This is a genomic window from Bacillus sp. GbtcB10, assembly GCF_019091365.1.
In the GTDB taxonomy this organism is placed as follows: domain Bacteria; phylum Bacillota; class Bacilli; order Bacillales; family Bacillaceae; genus Bacillus; species Bacillus altitudinis.
The window spans coordinates 75,841-92,591 of record NZ_JAGXJP010000001.1; the positions used below are offsets into that span (position 1 = coordinate 75,841).

The following is a 16,751-nucleotide window of genomic DNA, read 5'->3' on the forward strand; positions in this document are numbered from 1 at the left end:
CACTTGCTAAGGCAAGGGTCGTTTTTTTTCTTAAGAAGCGCCTTCTTCAGCTGCTTCTAATAGTTGTTCGTTTAGTTTTTTGACTTCGATGTATGCCACATGGTGTCCATCGACTTCATTAATGATAAATTCATAGCCTTGTTCACGAATCGCGTCATTTTTCTCGACTTCATATTTTTGTGTAAGGAACCAGCCGCCGATTGTGTCGACTTCTTCGTTATCAAGCTGAATACCTAGTAGCAGGTTGACTTGATCCACAAGAACCTTTCCATCAAAGATATAGTGGTCTTCTCCCAGTTTACGCACTTCGTTGATTTCATCAATATCGAATTCATCACGAATTTCACCGACGATTTCTTCAAGGATGTCTTCAACTGTCACAAGTCCTGCTGTACCGCCATATTCATCTGATAAAATGGCCATGTGTACACGCTCACGCTGCATTTTAAGCAGTAGATCATGAACAGGAACTGTTTCAATTACATGAATAATTGGGTTTACAAAATGTTCGATCGTATCACTTGTGGAACATTCACCACTAATACATGCAGTGAGTACTTCTTTAATATTCACAACACCGATGATGTTGTCTTTATCGCCATCTTCAATTGGATAACGTGTATATTTCTCGACCTTGGTCACTTTCAGCATTTCCTCAATCGTAATATCGTGCGGGAAGCTGACAACTTCGGTACGAGGAATCATAATTTCTTTCGCCAGACGGTCATCAAATTCAAAAATTTTATTCACATATTTGAATTCAGACTGGTTAATCTCGCCGCTCTTATAGCTCTCAGATAAAATAATCCGCAATTCTTCTTCAGAGTGCGCCATGTCATGCTCAGAAACTTGTTGAAGACCAAATGCTTTCGTTAATAAACGAGCAGATCCATTTAACACCCAAATGAACGGAAACATCACTTTATAAAATATCATAAGCGGTCTAGCAAATAGAAGGGACACTTGCTCAGCCTTTTGAATGGCGAGTGTTTTCGGTGCAAGCTCTCCAACCACGACGTGTAAAAACGTCATAATACTAAACGCAATAATAAAAGTGACAATATGACTGGCTGATTGAGGAATCGACAGCTCTACAAATAGTGGAGCAAGCATATGCGCAATCGTTTCTTCCCCTAACCAACCAATCCCAAGGGCGGTAATGGTAATACCGAGCTGACAGGCCGACAGATACTCATCAAGGTGAGTCGTGACATGCTTGACAGCAACTGCTGTTTTATTACCTTCTGCAATTAATTGATCAATTCTTGAGCTTCTTAAGCGAATGATCGCAAACTCCGATGCAACGAAAAACGCGGTTAAAGCTATAAGTAAAGCAACTATGAGTAAATTCACTATGTCCAATTAAGGCCTTCGTTCTGACTTTGAGAACGAAGGTAACACCTCCTGTTTAGTAAAAATTTTAACTTAACAGCAGTAAAAATGATTGGACAGCCGTCATTTTTTCAGGAGTAAGCTGCTCTTTTAGTTTTTCACGTTGTTCTGGCTGAAGCTGCTTACAACGTGCCAAAATGCGGTCCATATGCTCATTCATCCGATCGATATCAGAGGTTAAATGGACAAGTTCATCAGGATCTTCCTTTTGAGAAGGGAATTGTTCATCTAATCTGGATTTGATGTCAGAAAGAGCCAATCTCTGCTGTTTGCAAAGAACGATTAATTGTAATCGTTTTAAAGCATGTTCATCGTAATAACGATAATTAGAGCAAGATCTAACAGGCGCAAGCAACCCTAGATTCGTATAATAATCTACAGTTCGTTTCGTCACCTGTGCAATCTGTGCTAGTTCACCAATACGATACTTTTTCTCAGCCCCATCTGAACATCTCCTCCTAACCGTCACGTTATAGTTTATGAAAATAGTTTAATATAATTCGAGTCTGAAATACAAGATAATTGTTCAGATTTCCTGCCAATATGAAGAAACAAAGGGCATTTCCATCAATTTAGGTTGTCATCTCTAAAATACTGTAGCGATACAGGAATTTTCAGATTATTTATGGTAAGATAAAATGAATACCGTTTCATATATATGTAGAGAGACGGATTTTACGTGAACCGGAGGTGGTTAAGTGGGGCCCTCAAAGTAGTCTTATTTAATCAGTTAACCGTTTTGCAAAAGACAACATCATCAATCAGGAGGTGACTCCTTGTTCTTCTAAGAAAGAGCAAGGTTAAATGGACGATATTGTTAATCTGAGTATAGTCGGAGTTTTGATTGCTTTAACAGCTTTCTTTGTTGCATCTGAATTTGCCATTGTAAAGGTGAGAAGTTCAAGAATTAATCAGCTTGTTGCCGAAGGGTCCAAAAAGGCTATCATGGCGAAAAAGGTGACATCAAGGCTAGATGAATATTTGTCAGCCTGTCAGCTCGGTATTACAGTGACATCCCTTGGTTTAGGGTGGATCGGTAAACCGGCAGTAAAAGAACTTTTAGTTCGAGGTTTTGGTTTGACAAACATTCCTGATTCAGCAATCAGCCTGATCTCAGCAACACTTGCGTTCTCTATTATTACCTTTTTGCATGTAGTTGTTGGCGAGCTTGCACCAAAAACACTTGCCATACAAAAGGCAGAAAAAATGACGCTTTGGCTGTCAGGACCGCTGCATGCATTTTATATCCTTATGTACCCTTTCATTTATGTGTTGAACGGGTCAGCCCGTGTACTAACGAAAATGATGGGTATCGATATGGGGTCTGAAAAAGAACATTCCCATTCCGAAGAGGAATTAAAGATTTTATTATCTGAAAGCTTAAAAAATGGGGAAATCAACTCATCAGAGTATAATTATATGAACAAGATATTCGATTTTGATAATCGAATCGCAAGAGAAATTATGATACCGCGAAGAGAAATTTGTGCGATTCCAGAAGATATGCCGTTAGACGAAATACTGGCGATCATGACAAAGGAAAAGTACACACGCTTCCCCGTGTTTTCAGGGGATAAAGACCATGTCATTGGCATGCTCAACAAAAAGCAGCTCTTTGCAGATATTGTGTATCAAGGAGAAAAAGATCAACTGAAGCTTCAAGATTATATTTATCCAGTGATTGAAGTGATTGACACGATTCCAATTCAAGAGCTTCTCGTCAAAATGCAGCGCGATCGAATGCATATGGCGATTTTAACGGATGAATATGGCGGGACATCTGGACTTGTCACAACGGAGGATATTTTAGAAGAGATTGTTGGAGACATTCGAGATGAATTCGATGAAGATGAGCAGCCGGTCATTCAAAAGAGAGCGGAGCATCATTATATATTAGATGGAAAAGTGAGATTAGAGGAAGTTCAAGATTTGATCGAAATGTCATATCATGATGAAGAAATTGATACGATAGGCGGGCTAATCTTAAATGAGAACATTGATATCCGAGAAGGACAATCCATTTATCTTGATGATATTCGGATGAAGGTCTTGGAGATGGATGGACGCTATGTGAAAAAGATCGACCTGAAAAAAGGCGTCACATCATCAGAAAAAGAAAATACACGAACAGGGCTTGATATAAAAGAGCCACTGTTAGTAAATGAAATGACCTTGAGCGAAAAATAAGCTCAAGGTTTTTTTTAGGTATTTAGCCTCTTTTTTAAGAATGTATGTTCGTATATAATAAGAACAAACGTTCGTAAAAGGGGGATGGACATGCTCTGGTATGAAACAGCAAGTATCACGGAGAAAAAAACCTCAATGAAACGTATTGAGTTTCATTTAAAAAATTTCAAGAACTATCAAGCGGCCATTTTAAATATTGAAAGACAGCTTGAAAAGCGAAGTTCTCTCCAACATCATCATATGGCACGTCAAAAATTAGAAGAGCAGAAAAGTCAGTATGAACTGATTGTTGCTTGTATTGAAACGGCTTTAAAAGAATTGGATGAAATAGAGCAGCAGCTCATTGATTATAAGTATTTTCGAGATTGGCGCATGGCAAAATGTGCAATCGAAATCGGCTATAGTGAGAAGACACTATTTTTAATGAAGCGCCAGCTGATGGATCAACTGCTCATCAGCCTAGCTGCCATCACAGATATTTAAAACAGAAGTTGTCCTATTTGATAAAACGCCGCAAAAAGGCATAAAGAGCCGATAATTGTCACAAGTAAATAGGCAGCAAGCTTTCCTATTTGGCGCTGCATTAGCATCGTCGCAGATTCTACACTAAACGTAGAGAATGTGGTAAAGCCGCCAAAAAAACCGGTTCCTATGATCACTAGCAGTGGATGATTGGACGTTACAGCGCCTGTGAGAAAACCTAAACCGGCTGCACCTAATAAATTAATGAAAATAATACTGTACGGGAAAAGGGCATGGGATGGAGTTTTCTGGATTGTTTGGCTGATGAAGAAACGACATGCACTGCCGATCCCTCCAGCTACAGCTGTATAAAAAACAATCATTTATTTGCTTCCTTTCTGCTGCTTATTTTGATGAAAGAGCCGTTCTGCAAGGATCAGGCCAGCTAAAGCAGCGGCTACTCCAGCAATGACTGAGAGCAGGATGTACATCATACTTAAATTGAACTGCCCTGCCTGTAACAGAAGAACTGTCTCTTTAGAAAAGGTGGACATGGTCGTAAACCCGCCGCAAAACCCTGTTCCAATCAAAGCAGCAAGATATTTTTTCCCTTTCTGAAATAGAAAGTATCCTGTCGCAAAACCAAGAAGTAGGCTGCCGGAAATGTTTTCAATCATCGTTGCATAGGGGAATGTCTGGCTGATGACGGTTTGGCTTAGTTCATATCTGCAAAGTGTACCAATCAATCCACCGATAAAAACGGCGAAATAAGTTTTCATCTGCATCATTTCTCCTTTTGAAAAAATAGCGGGTTATCCGTTACCACACCATCAATTGGGTATTTTTTGATTCGATCCGCTGTTTTTTGATCTTTTACAGTCCATATGAATACTTCCATTCCGAATGAATGAATACGATCTATCCACCATTTATTGATCATCGTTTTCTTCATATTAAGACAATTTGCAAACGAGCTGTATGTCGTTAACTTTCGTTTCGTTAGTTTAAATGCATCAGGCTTTATAATCAAAGCTGTGCGAAGAGAAGGGGCGAACGCTTTGATTCTTTGCAGTGCATGAACATCAAAAGATTGAATGATGATATGACGAGAATAGGCAAACCGATTGATGATGCGGGCAACTGCCTTTTCGATTCCTATCTGCCGTTTTGGGTGTTTGATCTCGATCAATATCCCAATCCGCTGACTGTATCTTTCAAGAATTTCTTGTAATGTTGGAATTCGTTCATTCGTATACTGTTGGTCAAACCAGCTTCCTGCGTCCAATTTTTTCAACTGATCAAGTGTATAGCTTTTGACTAAACCGTTTCCGTTCGTCGTTCGATCAACGGTATCATCATGGATGACGACGACGTGCTGATCCATTGTCATTTGTACGTCTAATTCAATATAATCTGCTCCTTGCTCGACAGCTACATCAAACGCAGCGATTGTATTTTCTGGGGCTGCGCTTGATGACCCTCTATGTGCGATAATATACACTTGCTCCAGCTCCCTGACATAAGTTCTGGTCTTATCATATCAAATGCTTTGGTGGTTTTCCTTCTTTACTATATGGAGAAGAAGAGCGCCGTATTATCATGGAACCTCATGTACCGAAAAAGCTTGATGTATCATTTTGAAAAGTTTACAGGAATAGAGCAAGCTTTGATTGAGTAAACCTGAATTACATCAATTTTTCTTCGATCAATTTTGTCCAAATCGTCAGCGTTCGTCAAAATATTAGTGCTTTCGTCATGTTGACTGAAAATTCTGATGTTTTATAATGATGAAAAGGAGGCGAGATGATTGGGTAAAGGGAGAATTAGAGTGGAAGAACGTATTAAGGCCGAAACGGATGCTGAAATGTTTAAAGCGACTCTCCTTGATCAGGCTCAGAAGAAAAAGTAGTTTGCTGCCCGTCGATATGTCTCAAGCCAAAATTTCATAATTGAACATCATGCCTCGGGATAGGTCCCGAGGCTTTTTATATAGAGGTCAGACATTTAAGAGAGGACATAAACGAAGGTTATATTATAAACTAGAGAGGATTGTTTTAAAGGAGAGAGACAGAGATGTTTACACAAAAATGGATGGATACATATTTTACAGTCGATATTGCGATCCAAACAGGCATTAGCCTTTGTATTTTATTGCTTTTTTTATTACTTCGAAAAGTATTTACGAAATACTTGTTTCACCTGCTCTTTAAGCTGACAAACCGGTCTAAAACCGAAGTCATTAATCAAATTGTGGTGGCGTTTGAAAAACCTGCGAGGCTGTTTTTTGTGGCACTAGGTTTATATTTTGCGTTAAGACAAGCCCCATACTTTGAGCACCATATGGATGTCATTGTCAAATTGTATAGATCCTCTATTATTTTGATGCTGACGTGGGGACTTTGTAATCTAACCGCAGCTTCTTCCTTCTTATTTCAAAAAGTGAATTCAAAATTTGAATTAGAGATGGATGATATTTTAGCGCCATTTTTATCAAAGGTTCTTCGTTTTATTATTATTGCACTGAGTATTAGCGTCATTGCACAAGAGTTTAATTATGATGTGAACGGACTTGTGGCAGGGCTTGGTCTAGGTGGTCTTGCTTTTGCGCTCGCTGCGCAGGATACAGTGGCAAACTTTTTTGGAGGAATTGTGATTATTACAGAGAAGCCTTTTACAATGGGCGATTTTGTAGAGACTCCAAGTGTACTTGGAACTGTAGAGGACATTACCTTCCGAAGCACAAAATTTAGAACACCTGCTGAAGCGGTGGTGACCGTGCCAAATTCGACCCTTTCAAAGGAGCCGATCACAAATTGGACGAGAATGAATAAACGTCAAATTACGTTCTCCGTTCGCGTATCTTACAATACACCGAAAGAAAACATTGATAAGTGCATCAAACGTCTGAAGCAAATGCTTTATGAGCATGATGGTGTTCATAAGGAAACGATTATGGTGAATTTCGATGTGCTGGCAGACAGCTATTTAAACTTATTCTTTAACTTTTATACAAACACAACCGCTTGGTCTGAAAACCTGGATATTAAGCAGGATATTAACTATCGCATTATTGATATTTTCCATGAAGAAGGGGTAGAATTTGCTTTCCCTGGACAGACCATTTATATGAAACAAAAAGGTGAGAAACAGCTCGGTGAATAAAGGAGGAATGGTGGTTGGATCAAACAAAAGTGGCAGCGCTAAGAGAGAGATTATCAAAGGCCTCACATATTACAGTCCTTTCAGGTGCTGGGATGAGCACAGAATCGGGAATTCCCGATTTTAGATCAACGGGTGGACTATGGACAGAAGATACTTCTCGCATGGAGGCAATGAGCCGGTCTTACTTTTTATCACATCCTCATCAATTTTGGCCGAAATTCAAAGAATTGTTTCAAATGAAGATGAGTGGAGAGTACGAGCCAAACGCTGGACATGCTTTTTTAGCCAATTTAGAAAAGCAAGGAAAACGCGTGGATATTTTCACGCAAAATATCGATGGTCTGCATAAAAAAGCGGGAAGCCAGCATGTGTATGAACTGCATGGTTCCATTCAAACAGCTACATGTCCATCATGCGGGTCAACATACGAACTGCCTTATTTATTACAAGAAGAGGTACCGGTTTGTGAGCGGATTTCATCAGACGGCCGTGCGTGTGGGCGAGTGCTCAAAACAGATGTTGTCCTTTTTGGGGACATGGTGAAGCACTTTGACCAAGTGGAGAAATCGCTCCAAAAAACGGACATGCTGCTCGTTATGGGAACTTCCTTAGAAGTGGCACCAGCACGATATATTCCAGAAGATGCTGCTCATCATCCTTCCATCTTTAAGGTCATGATGAATTTAAGTGAAACGGAATTCGATCCGCTGTTTGATCTTGTCTTTCACGAACGAATTGGCGAGCTTGTGAATGCTTTATAAATCATAAAAAACCCGCATCCAATAGGTGCGGGTTTTCTTTATTGCTGTAGTGGCTTCATTGTTTCATCAAGGACTTCAAACGTGTAGCCCTTCGCCTTTAATTGTGTGATCAGACTGTTTAAGTATTTTGCGGTAGCTGGCTGATCATGCATTAAGATGATTTTTGGCTCTTTCGGGTACTTGGTTTCAAGCACTTGCAGCTGATTTAATACTTCTGGTACATATTTTGAGCTTTTATATTTCCAGTCAAGACTGTCAATGGTCCAGTCCCAGTATACAAAGCCTTTTTGTTTTAAACGTGTTTTTTGCTGGTCTGTTAAGTTTGGAGAACTGCCATAAGGTGTTCTCACAAGATGTGTATATTCACCAGTAACAGAAGCCAATATACGTTGATCTTCTTTCATCTCATTTACAGGAGAATCACTTTTTTGATAAAAGCGTTTCACATCATGTGTGATGCCATGAAGTCCTAGTTGATGACCTTCTTGATGAAGTCTTTTCACAGCTGCTGGGTGTTCTTTGATTTGCGGCCCGAGCATAAAGAATGTGGCCTTCACTTGCTGTGATTTTAGCACATCTAACAGCTGATTTGATGTAGCAGATGGGCCATCATCAAAGGTCAAAAAGATCGTTTGATCCGTTACATGTTTGTTTGGATTGATCTTAAAATGTGCATCTAATGTTTTTGGCGAATCATCTTTTGGTTTCAGACTTGTACTTGTGTCTCGAAATGGACTGCTCGCAGACACTTCATTCGGTTGATCTGCTGCCTGCATATTGGTTTTAGATATATCCCAAATGAAAAAAAGGATCAATGTCAGAATGACTAGACCAATTGCCTTTGAGAGCAGCATCGTGTTTGAAGGTGTCTGTTTTTTCGTAACCCGTTGCATTACAATCGCTCCAATAAATCAGTAGTTTGTGTCGAATCATGTAGTGGATTCTGTCTTTTTTCGCTGTTTTTTGTCGTGCTCATATGGAGTAAGTATACAGGAAAAAAGAGCCTATGAATATAGAAGATGCTAAAAAATTGGAATCTTTTTGGTTATGAATCTATATTTGTTACAATAGAAGGTTATCCAGTCAAATGGATATGAAATAATTCTGAATAATCATTGAAACGTTTACATTTATCCGCTAAGATAGCATCAGATTCAACCATTAAGCAAAGCGAAGGGGAGATTCCATATGAAAGTATTGTACAATGGGGATTTTATTGAAAAAAAAGATGCACATGTTGATATTGAAGACAGAGGCTATCAATTTGGCGACGGAGTCTATGAGGTCATCCGCGTATATAATGGGACTTTGTTTACATTAAAAGAGCATACTGAGCGTCTATTCAAGAGTGCAAAGGAAATCGGCATTCATCTGCAAGGTACAGTATCCGATATGGAAGAGAATTTGAAGAAGCTAGTCGCAGATAATCAAGTGATTGATGGCGGCGTGTATATTCAAGTCACGCGAGGCGTCGCACCTCGAAAACATCAATATGGTTCGCTTACCCCTCAAATTACGGCATATACATTTCAAGTGAAAAAGCCTATTCAAGAGCAGACAGCTGGTGTGAAAGCTCTATTGTCTGAAGATCTTCGCTGGTTAAGATGTGATATTAAAAGCTTAAACCTTTTATATAACGTCATGGAAAAGCAGAAAGCGTCTGAAGCAGGTGCGTTTGAAGCGATTTTAATAAGAGACGGCTTTGTGACAGAGGGGACGTCCTCGAATGTGTATGCCGTCATTGACGGTGTCATTCGTACACACCCAGCAAATAACCTGATTTTAAACGGTATTACACGTAGAAAGCTGCTAGAGGTTTGTCAGGAAGAAGGATGTCGTGTGGAAGAAACCCGCATGAGTAAAGACGAACTTTTGCATGCGCAGGAAATTTTCATCAGTTCAACGACAGCAGAAGTGATTCCAATTGTAGAGATAGATGGTCAGCCAGTTGGGGAAGGTGTTCCAGGAGAGATCACGAAGCGTGTACAGGAAGGGTTCCAGAAAAAAATTAAGCATGAAAGCGAAGCATCTATTTCTTCGTAAAAGGAAAAAGGCTGTAAACCAATGTTTACAGCCTTTTGTGATGACATTTATTTCACGATCAGTACAGGTATATCTGATTTGGACGATAACTTTTCACTCACACTGCCAAAGAGCATTTTTTTCAATCTGCTTTGGTCACGTGCTCCCATGACGATGAGGTCTGCTGAAATCTCTTCAGCGTATTCGATAATCGCTTCTGCAGGCTCCCCTTCAACAATTTCAATTGCAGCTTCAAACTGCTCTTCATTTAACAGCATTCTTGCTTCTGCAACGACCTCTTCTGTATGATCTTCAAAAATCAAGGGACTTTGCTGTTCATCATGAGGTACATACACAGGGGGTGTTTGAAGGTCTGCCATGCCGCCTCCGATATAAGCGCCGCCAGTCATTGGGCGAGGTGCATCAAACACCTGTCTGCTGGATTTCCCATCATGAGCGTAGGCAACGGTTAGCTTGGCATGCAACGTTTTGGCTAAAGCGATTGCCTTCTTTAATGCTTTCTTACTGTCTTCATGTCCATCAAACGCAACGACCATCCGATCAGCTTGAAACAATGTCCTCATTCCTTTCAAAAGGAGTCTATACGTTCATGGTATACCCGATATCTGAAAAAGATACACATAAAGGGTGTGAACTTTTTGTTAGAAAATTTCATTTATTGAAAAATATTTATTGACAAAATAGTGACAGCCACTATAAGATAAAAAAAGATTCAAGAGCCAAAAGGAGGAAATGTCATGTGCAACATCATTGGAAGAATGAAATCAAACTGCATGAATGGGTTGATTCACGTGACAATTACACCTTCATTGGTCATTGAAAAGGGACTCGTATGTTCCAATTGATCGGATGAATCAAGGCGTATGTTGCGTATTTGTCAACATGCGCCTTTTTATCATGTATAAAAGAGGCGTACCAGTCAGCTGGTTGCCTCTTTTTTTGTTGTATACATTTCGTATCTCGAAATAATGGAATGCATCAACAACTAAATGAAGAGGAGTGAAAGCATGTGAACATGCCAAAGGCAAGACAAATGACAAAAGCTCAAAAAACGAAACAAGGTGACAATCAGGAAAATATAGAAAGCGGCTAGCTTTAAAAGGAGAGACAAACATGTTTTCAGTATTTGTGAAATTAGGCTGGTTCTTTAAACAAGAGTGGAGGCGCTATACAATCGCCATTACGCTGCTGCTCATTGTGAATGTGCTTGAAATGCTGCCACCGAGGTATCTGGGTCAAGCAGTTGATGACATTCGGTCTGGTCAATTTACAACATCCAGTATTCTGTTTTACGTAACCATTTTTTGCTTACTTGGTGTCAGTGTCTATGCGCTCACCTATTTTTGGATGTATCAGTTATTTGGCGGCGCAAATGTCATGGAGCGTGTGATGCGCGGAAAATTAATGCGCCACTTACTTAAGATGACACCCACCTTTTATGAAAAGAAAAAAACCGGAAATCTAATGGCACTAGGTACAAATGATTTGAATGCTGTGGCTTTAACAACAGGATTTGGCGTTTTAACATTAGTCGATTCCACTGCTTACATGCTCATGATCTTTTTTACGATGGGGCTGACGATCAGCTGGAAATTAACTTTAATGGCCATTATTCCAATGCCACTGATGGCGATTTTGATAGCGTTTTATGGCAGTAAAATTCATGAACGCTTTACAGTCGCTCAAGATGCATTTGGTGATATGAATGATCGTGTATTAGAATCAGTTGCCGGCATTCGGGTGATTCGGTCTTTTGTACAGGAAAAACAAGATGTGAATCGCTTTCGAGAAATGACAGATGATGTTTTTCAAAAAAATATGAGAGTGGCGATCATTGATTCATTGTTTGAGCCGACGGTGAAATTGCTTGTGGGGATCAGTTATTTAATCGGTATCGGTTATGGCGCATATCTTGTGTTCCAAAGTGATTTAACCATTGGTGAGCTTGTCGCATTTAACGTCTATCTGGGGATGATGATCTGGCCAATGTTTGCCATTGGTGAATTGATTAATATCATGCAAAGAGGAAATGCCTCATTAGACCGGTTGAATCATACACTCAGTTATCAACCGGATGTAACTGACGCAGCCAAGCCAAAAAGATTACAAGAGCCTGGCGATATTCAATTTGAACATGTGACATTTAGGTATCCAACTTCCTCTAAAGATAATCTAACGGATGTCTCCTTTACTGTACGAAAAGGGCAAACGATTGGTATTACAGGAAAAACGGGAAGCGGAAAAACAACGATTGTCAAACAGCTTCTTCGTCAGTATCCGACAGGTGATGGAAAGATCTTGTTTTCAGGTGTTCCAATTGAGGACATTGAATTGGATCAACTGTTCCAATGGATTGGCTATGTTCCGCAAGATCATGTCCTTTTCTCAAAAAGTGTAGAAGAGAATATGCGTTTCGGTCATAGAGACGCGAGAGAAGCTGAATTAGCACAAGCGATTAAAGATGCTTACTTTGAAAAGGATTTACGCCTTTTACCAGAAGGCTTGGAAACCATGGTTGGAGAAAAGGGAGTGGCGCTGTCAGGAGGACAGAAGCAGCGGATTTCCATTGCACGTGCTTTATTAATTGATCCAGACATTTTGATTTTGGATGACTCGTTATCTGCAGTTGATGCAAAAACAGAAACGGCTATTTTAGAGAATTTAAGACAAAATCGTCATGGAAAAACGACATTTATTACAACCCACCGTCTATCAGCTGTAGAGCATGCGGATCTCATTCTTGTCATGGAAGAAGGACGTATTGTTCAAAAGGGAACCCATCAAGCGCTTATTCAGCAAGATGGATGGTATAAAGAGCAATTTCTGCGTCAGCAGCTGACAAATCAGCTGGAAGGAGGGGATGAGGAATGACAACAGGAAGAAGACTTCTTGCCTATGCACTCCTATATAAAAAAGTATTGTCTGTTGCTTTGATCTTTCTGATCATTGCAGTTGGTGCTGAGTTGACAGGACCTTTCATTGGGAAAAAAATGATTGATGATCATATTTTAGGTGTAGAAAAACCGTATGTTGAGGTGAATGAAAAAACAGATAAAACGGTTTATTACCAGGGAAATAACTATATAAGAAGTGACCGGCTACAGAATCAAAATGAAGCTGGAAAGCAAATCAATGTCGTGCAAGTCGGATTTGGGTACTATTTTGTGAATGAACCGATTCGATTTGACGGGAGCCGGACAATAAAAGGAGATCAGCTCACCATTGAAAATGGGAGCGAGCGTGAGACGTATCAGGTACAGCGTTTATCCAAAGAGGAAATCTTCGCTTTTTATCAGCCGGAAATCAGTGGTTTGGTACAGCTTGTTCTATTTTATTTTGGGATGCTCGTCATTGCGATTTTCTTTCAATATGGGCAGCACTATTTACTCCAGCGTATTGCAAATCGCATTATTCAAAAAATGCGAGTGGATGTATTTGAACATATCCAAACGCTTCCGATTCGGTATTTTGATAATTTACCGGCTGGAAAGGTTGTCGCGCGGATTACGAATGACACAGAAACCATTCGTGATTTATATGTAACAGTACTCGCTAATTTCGTCACAAGTGCCATTTACATGGTTGGAATTTATATCGCCATGTTCTTATTAAATGTGAAGCTGGCGCTTATTTGTTTAGTGGCTGTTCCGATTATTTTCCTATGGTCGATGACTTATCGAAAGTTTGCGTCGGTTTACAATCACCGCATTCGTTCCATCATTAGTGAAATTAATGCCAAGCTAAATGAAGCCATTCAAGGAATGACGATCATTCAGGCGTTTCGACATGAACAAGCAACGAAAGAAGAGTTTGATGAGCTGAATAACAATCACTTTCGATATCAGCGAAAGATGCTTCATTTAAATTCACTGCTTTCACATAACTTGGTGAATCTGCTTCGGAACTTAGCATATGTCGCACTCATTTGGTATTTTGGCGGCGCGTCCTTAAGTGCGACGGGCATTGTGTCGATTGGGGTGCTCTATGCATTTGTCGATTATTTAAATCGTTTGTTCCAGCCGATTACAGGCATTGTGAATCAATTCTCTAGATTAGAATTAGCCAGGGTTTCATCTGAACGGGTCTTTCGATTATTAGATGAGCCAGGTACTGAAGTGGAAGAACCAATTCAGAAGAAACTAGAGGGACACGTCCAATTTCAGGATGTTACCTTTGCGTATAATGAAGGGAAAAATGTATTAAAGAACATCACCTTTGAGGCGAAAAAAGGTCAGACGGTGGCACTCGTTGGACATACCGGTTCTGGGAAAAGTTCGATCATGAATTTGCTGCTACGTTTTTATGATATTCAGCATGGGGACATCCTCATTGATGGAGAAAGCATCTATGATCAGTCGCGCCAAACGCTGCGTAAGCAAATGGGCATTGTACTACAAGATCCTTATTTGTTCTCTGGAACGATTGCGTCCAATGTCAGTTTAGGAAATGAAGACATTAAAAGAGAAACGATTGAAACATCCTTAAAGCAAGTGGGCGCAGCAGAACTATTAAAGCATTTGCCTGAAGGTTTTGATGAACCAGTTGTTGAAAAGGGGAGTACTCTTTCCTCTGGGGAGCGTCAATTGATTTCATTTGCCCGTGCACTGGCATACGATCCAGCGATCTTAATTCTAGATGAAGCGACGGCTAACATCGATACAGAAACAGAAGCCATCATTCAACGGGCACTAGATGTCGTCAAAGAAGGACGAACCACTTTTGTCATTGCACACCGATTATCGACTATTAAGAAAGCTGACATGATTTTGGTGTTAGAAAAGGGTGAGATTGTCGAACGCGGCAGCCACGAAGAGCTCATGGAGCAAAGTGGACTGTATGCGCAAATGTACGAATTACAAAAGGGAGCTGTGACGAGCAGCTGATAGGATGAGTAGAAAAAGCCTCTTTCAATTTGAAAGAGGCTTTTTTCAGTGGTGAAACTCAAGTAACTTTAATATTAATAGGAAGGTATATTTTTGTAATTATGAATCAATATCACATATGTGAAATAAGATATGTAAAATGGTTAATTAATGAATTTTTATACATATTTTTTAGTTTTTTTATCCAAAAATATATGATTTTCTCTTATTTGTGATATTATATTCTTGTATCAAAAAACAGGAGGATTGAATATGAAGAGTAAAAAAAGGTTATTTAAGAACGTCATCTTGATTGCTGCAACAACATTAATTATTTCTGGATTTAGTGAAATTACATCATCTGCATCAGCAGCTGAACAAAAAGTACCAAAGAAACAAGTAGTCGAGACAAAAACTGATTTATCATCACAAATTCAATCATTTAAGACTGCTAATCAGGTTGGACAAGTTCATGCTTTAGGTAATATTGATTCTTCAGAATATGCTGCAAGGGTTACTCTTAATTTAAGCCAAGTTAGAAAAATGACATCTGCTCAGCGTAATATTTTTGATAAAGGATTTAATAAAAAAGATTACAGCAAGCTAAAAGATGCACTAGGCACAAGTGCGACTGTACTTGGATTGGTATTTGTAACTAGTACACCTGCAGGAGTAGTTGCGGGAGTGTCTGGTTTAATAACTACCTTAGCTCCTAGTGCTCGAGGTACTCTTAAGAATATGGTTTATAATGGATATTGGCAAATGGGGTATTTAGAAGACTTTTTAACTAAGAATAAAAAATACGATCTTATAGATGTTCAATTGCCTTTCATTGAGTACAAAGTAAAAGGAAAAAGAATTAGATTTGTTACAGGAAAAGGTGTAGTAAAAAGAGTTCATTCAAAATCAGGCTGGATTACTCTTTAATTGATTTTTTGAAATATTCAATTTAATTTATTTTTATACTCATATTAAAAAGTCGAGGTGATTTTCACCTCGACTTTTTGAATTTCTCTGGTTAAATTGGGTGTGTTTCCATCAATAAGCGATACCGACGCGTTGATGCACAAATTCTTTTGAGTTTAACTGCTGATACAAAAAGTGTGCGGTATCTTCAACTGAAATTTTCTGTCCATCTATAGGGAGAAAATTCTTTTCATAGCGATATGACCGTGTCACTTCTCCATCTGGTAAATAGGTTGGGCAAATGATTGTCCAATCTAGTTCCGTTGATTGAAGAATTTCAAATGCTTTGGCATGTTCTTTAGCAGCTCGGGAAGTGGTTCGCCTTGATTCATTTGTTTCAAAGCGGTAAAGCTCAGGCTGCTGCCTTGCTTTCAAAATCCCCGCAGTGCCAATTGTTATAATTCTTGATGTTCCTGTTTGCTTCATGGATTGTACGATATGCTCCATTGAAACAGATAAAGTATCATCACCATCTGTTGATAGACAGCTCACGACAATATCTGATCCTTTAATTGTTTCAAGAACATCCTCTTGATTTCTGGAATTGCCGGTGACTTGAAACATACCCGCAAGCATTTCTTCCCGGTTTGTCCGAATTAACGAACGAACCATGTAACGATCATCTTCTTTTACGAAACGAAGAAATGCTTGTCCTACACGTCCATGAGCACCGAAAAGAGCTATTTTCATCTGATCGATCCCTCCACTACATACTATAAGTGAAAAGAACTTAAAATGGTACAGTTTTATGTCATGCTTTTTTTATAAAGATGAAAGGACCGAATACTATGAGCATATTCACATAATAGAGAAAGACCGACAAATTGTAGAAGTTCAAAATTCACACCTGAAATAATGTCCATGAAGATCCGCTCCTTTCTAATACATCATATGAATTCAAAAGGAATCGGTGAGG

Annotated in this window: 17 protein-coding genes; 9 read left to right on the forward strand and 8 right to left on the reverse strand. The window is 39.3% G+C overall.

Features of this window, described 5'->3' with window-relative positions:
- Window positions 1-30 precede the first annotated feature (30 nt).
- Together KVT11_RS00455 and KVT11_RS00460 are read right to left on the reverse strand one after the other, a co-directional pair.
- Window positions 31-1,362: a hemolysin family protein gene (locus KVT11_RS00455; protein WP_007497105.1), complete on the reverse strand. Its 1,332-nt coding sequence runs from the start codon at window positions 1,360-1,362 to the stop codon at window positions 31-33.
- A gap of 58 nt (window positions 1,363-1,420) precedes the next feature.
- Complete coding sequence (locus KVT11_RS00460) at window positions 1,421-1,861, reverse strand: MerR family transcriptional regulator (RefSeq protein ID WP_008348973.1); 441 nt, start codon at window positions 1,859-1,861, stop codon at window positions 1,421-1,423.
- Window positions 1,862-2,196: 335 nt separating this feature from the next.
- Here KVT11_RS00460 and KVT11_RS00465 point away from each other — a divergent pair, with 335 nt between their 5' ends.
- The gene (locus tag KVT11_RS00465) at window positions 2,197-3,579 is read left to right on the forward strand and encodes a hemolysin family protein (protein ID WP_017360343.1); all 1,383 of its coding nucleotides are present in this window, start codon (window positions 2,197-2,199) and stop codon (window positions 3,577-3,579) included.
- Window positions 3,580-3,669: 90 nt separating this feature from the next.
- Entirely contained in the window at window positions 3,670-4,062 is a 393-nt protein-coding gene (locus KVT11_RS00470; protein WP_017360342.1) for a hypothetical protein, read from the forward strand.
- Here the strand turns inward: KVT11_RS00470 and KVT11_RS00475 are convergent.
- Genes KVT11_RS00475 through KVT11_RS00485 form a run of 3 tightly spaced genes read right to left on the reverse strand, consistent with a single transcriptional unit; the run spans window position 4,059 to window position 5,542 of the window.
- A complete protein-coding gene (locus KVT11_RS00475) occupies window positions 4,059-4,424 on the reverse strand; it encodes a CrcB family protein (RefSeq protein ID WP_017360341.1) in 366 nt (121 codons plus the stop codon). The two genes, KVT11_RS00470 and KVT11_RS00475, sit on opposite strands and share 4 nt — an antisense overlap.
- On the reverse strand, window positions 4,425-4,826 hold the full coding sequence (crcB, locus tag KVT11_RS00480; RefSeq protein ID WP_017360340.1) for a fluoride efflux transporter CrcB: 402 nt from the start codon (window positions 4,824-4,826) through the stop codon (window positions 4,425-4,427).
- A complete protein-coding gene (locus KVT11_RS00485) occupies window positions 4,826-5,542 on the reverse strand; it encodes a glycerophosphodiester phosphodiesterase (RefSeq protein ID WP_017360339.1) in 717 nt (238 codons plus the stop codon). Before KVT11_RS00485 ends, crcB begins: the two co-directional genes overlap by 1 nt.
- Before the next feature lie 306 nt (window positions 5,543-5,848).
- Between KVT11_RS00485 and KVT11_RS00490 the strand changes: the two genes are divergently transcribed.
- From KVT11_RS00490 to KVT11_RS00500, 3 genes are all read left to right on the forward strand, one after another.
- Window positions 5,849-5,950: a YhdX family protein gene (locus KVT11_RS00490; RefSeq protein WP_017360338.1), complete on the forward strand. Its 102-nt coding sequence runs from the start codon at window positions 5,849-5,851 to the stop codon at window positions 5,948-5,950.
- Between the two features lie 164 nt (window positions 5,951-6,114).
- Window positions 6,115-7,203, forward strand: coding sequence for a mechanosensitive ion channel family protein (locus KVT11_RS00495; protein ID WP_116306651.1), 1,089 nt, complete (start codon window positions 6,115-6,117; stop codon window positions 7,201-7,203).
- Between the two features lie 29 nt (window positions 7,204-7,232).
- Window positions 7,233-7,964, forward strand: coding sequence for an NAD-dependent protein deacylase (locus KVT11_RS00500; RefSeq protein WP_039962803.1), 732 nt, complete (start codon window positions 7,233-7,235; stop codon window positions 7,962-7,964).
- 38 nt (window positions 7,965-8,002) lie between these two features.
- On the opposite strand, the gene KVT11_RS00505 is transcribed toward KVT11_RS00500, so the two are convergent.
- Window positions 8,003-8,857: a polysaccharide deacetylase family protein gene (locus KVT11_RS00505; RefSeq protein WP_017360335.1), complete on the reverse strand. Its 855-nt coding sequence runs from the start codon at window positions 8,855-8,857 to the stop codon at window positions 8,003-8,005.
- 295 nt (window positions 8,858-9,152) lie between these two features.
- On the opposite strand from KVT11_RS00505, the gene dat reads away from it, so the two are divergent.
- On the forward strand, window positions 9,153-10,007 hold the full coding sequence (gene dat, locus KVT11_RS00510; RefSeq protein ID WP_057079755.1) for a D-amino-acid transaminase: 855 nt from the start codon (window positions 9,153-9,155) through the stop codon (window positions 10,005-10,007).
- 47 nt (window positions 10,008-10,054) lie between these two features.
- Here the strand turns inward: dat and KVT11_RS00515 are convergent, their stop codons facing one another.
- On the reverse strand, window positions 10,055-10,561 hold the full coding sequence (locus KVT11_RS00515) for a universal stress protein (RefSeq protein WP_017366927.1): 507 nt from the start codon (window positions 10,559-10,561) through the stop codon (window positions 10,055-10,057).
- Between the two features lie 559 nt (window positions 10,562-11,120).
- Here KVT11_RS00515 and bmrC point away from each other — a divergent pair.
- The 3 genes from bmrC to KVT11_RS00530 all read left to right on the forward strand — a co-directional run bounded on the left by bmrC (window position 11,121) and on the right by KVT11_RS00530 (window position 15,796).
- Window positions 11,121-12,878 carry a multidrug ABC transporter ATP-binding protein BmrC gene (bmrC, locus tag KVT11_RS00520; RefSeq protein WP_116306656.1) on the forward strand — a complete coding sequence of 586 codons (1,758 nt, stop codon included), beginning with the start codon at window positions 11,121-11,123 and terminating at the stop codon, window positions 12,876-12,878.
- Window positions 12,875-14,890 (forward strand): ABC transporter ATP-binding protein, encoded by a 2,016-nt coding sequence (locus tag KVT11_RS00525; RefSeq protein ID WP_060832207.1) that lies wholly within the window; start codon window positions 12,875-12,877, stop codon window positions 14,888-14,890. The genes bmrC and KVT11_RS00525 overlap by 4 nt, the downstream gene beginning before the upstream one ends.
- Window positions 14,891-15,142: 252 nt before the next feature.
- Window positions 15,143-15,796: a hypothetical protein gene (locus tag KVT11_RS00530; protein WP_035392539.1), complete on the forward strand. Its 654-nt coding sequence runs from the start codon at window positions 15,143-15,145 to the stop codon at window positions 15,794-15,796.
- A 111-nt stretch (window positions 15,797-15,907) separates the two neighbouring features.
- On the opposite strand, the gene KVT11_RS00535 is transcribed toward KVT11_RS00530, so the two are convergent.
- Complete coding sequence (locus KVT11_RS00535) at window positions 15,908-16,525, reverse strand: NAD(P)-dependent oxidoreductase (RefSeq protein WP_116306658.1); 618 nt, start codon at window positions 16,523-16,525, stop codon at window positions 15,908-15,910.
- Window positions 16,526-16,751 lie beyond the last annotated feature (226 nt).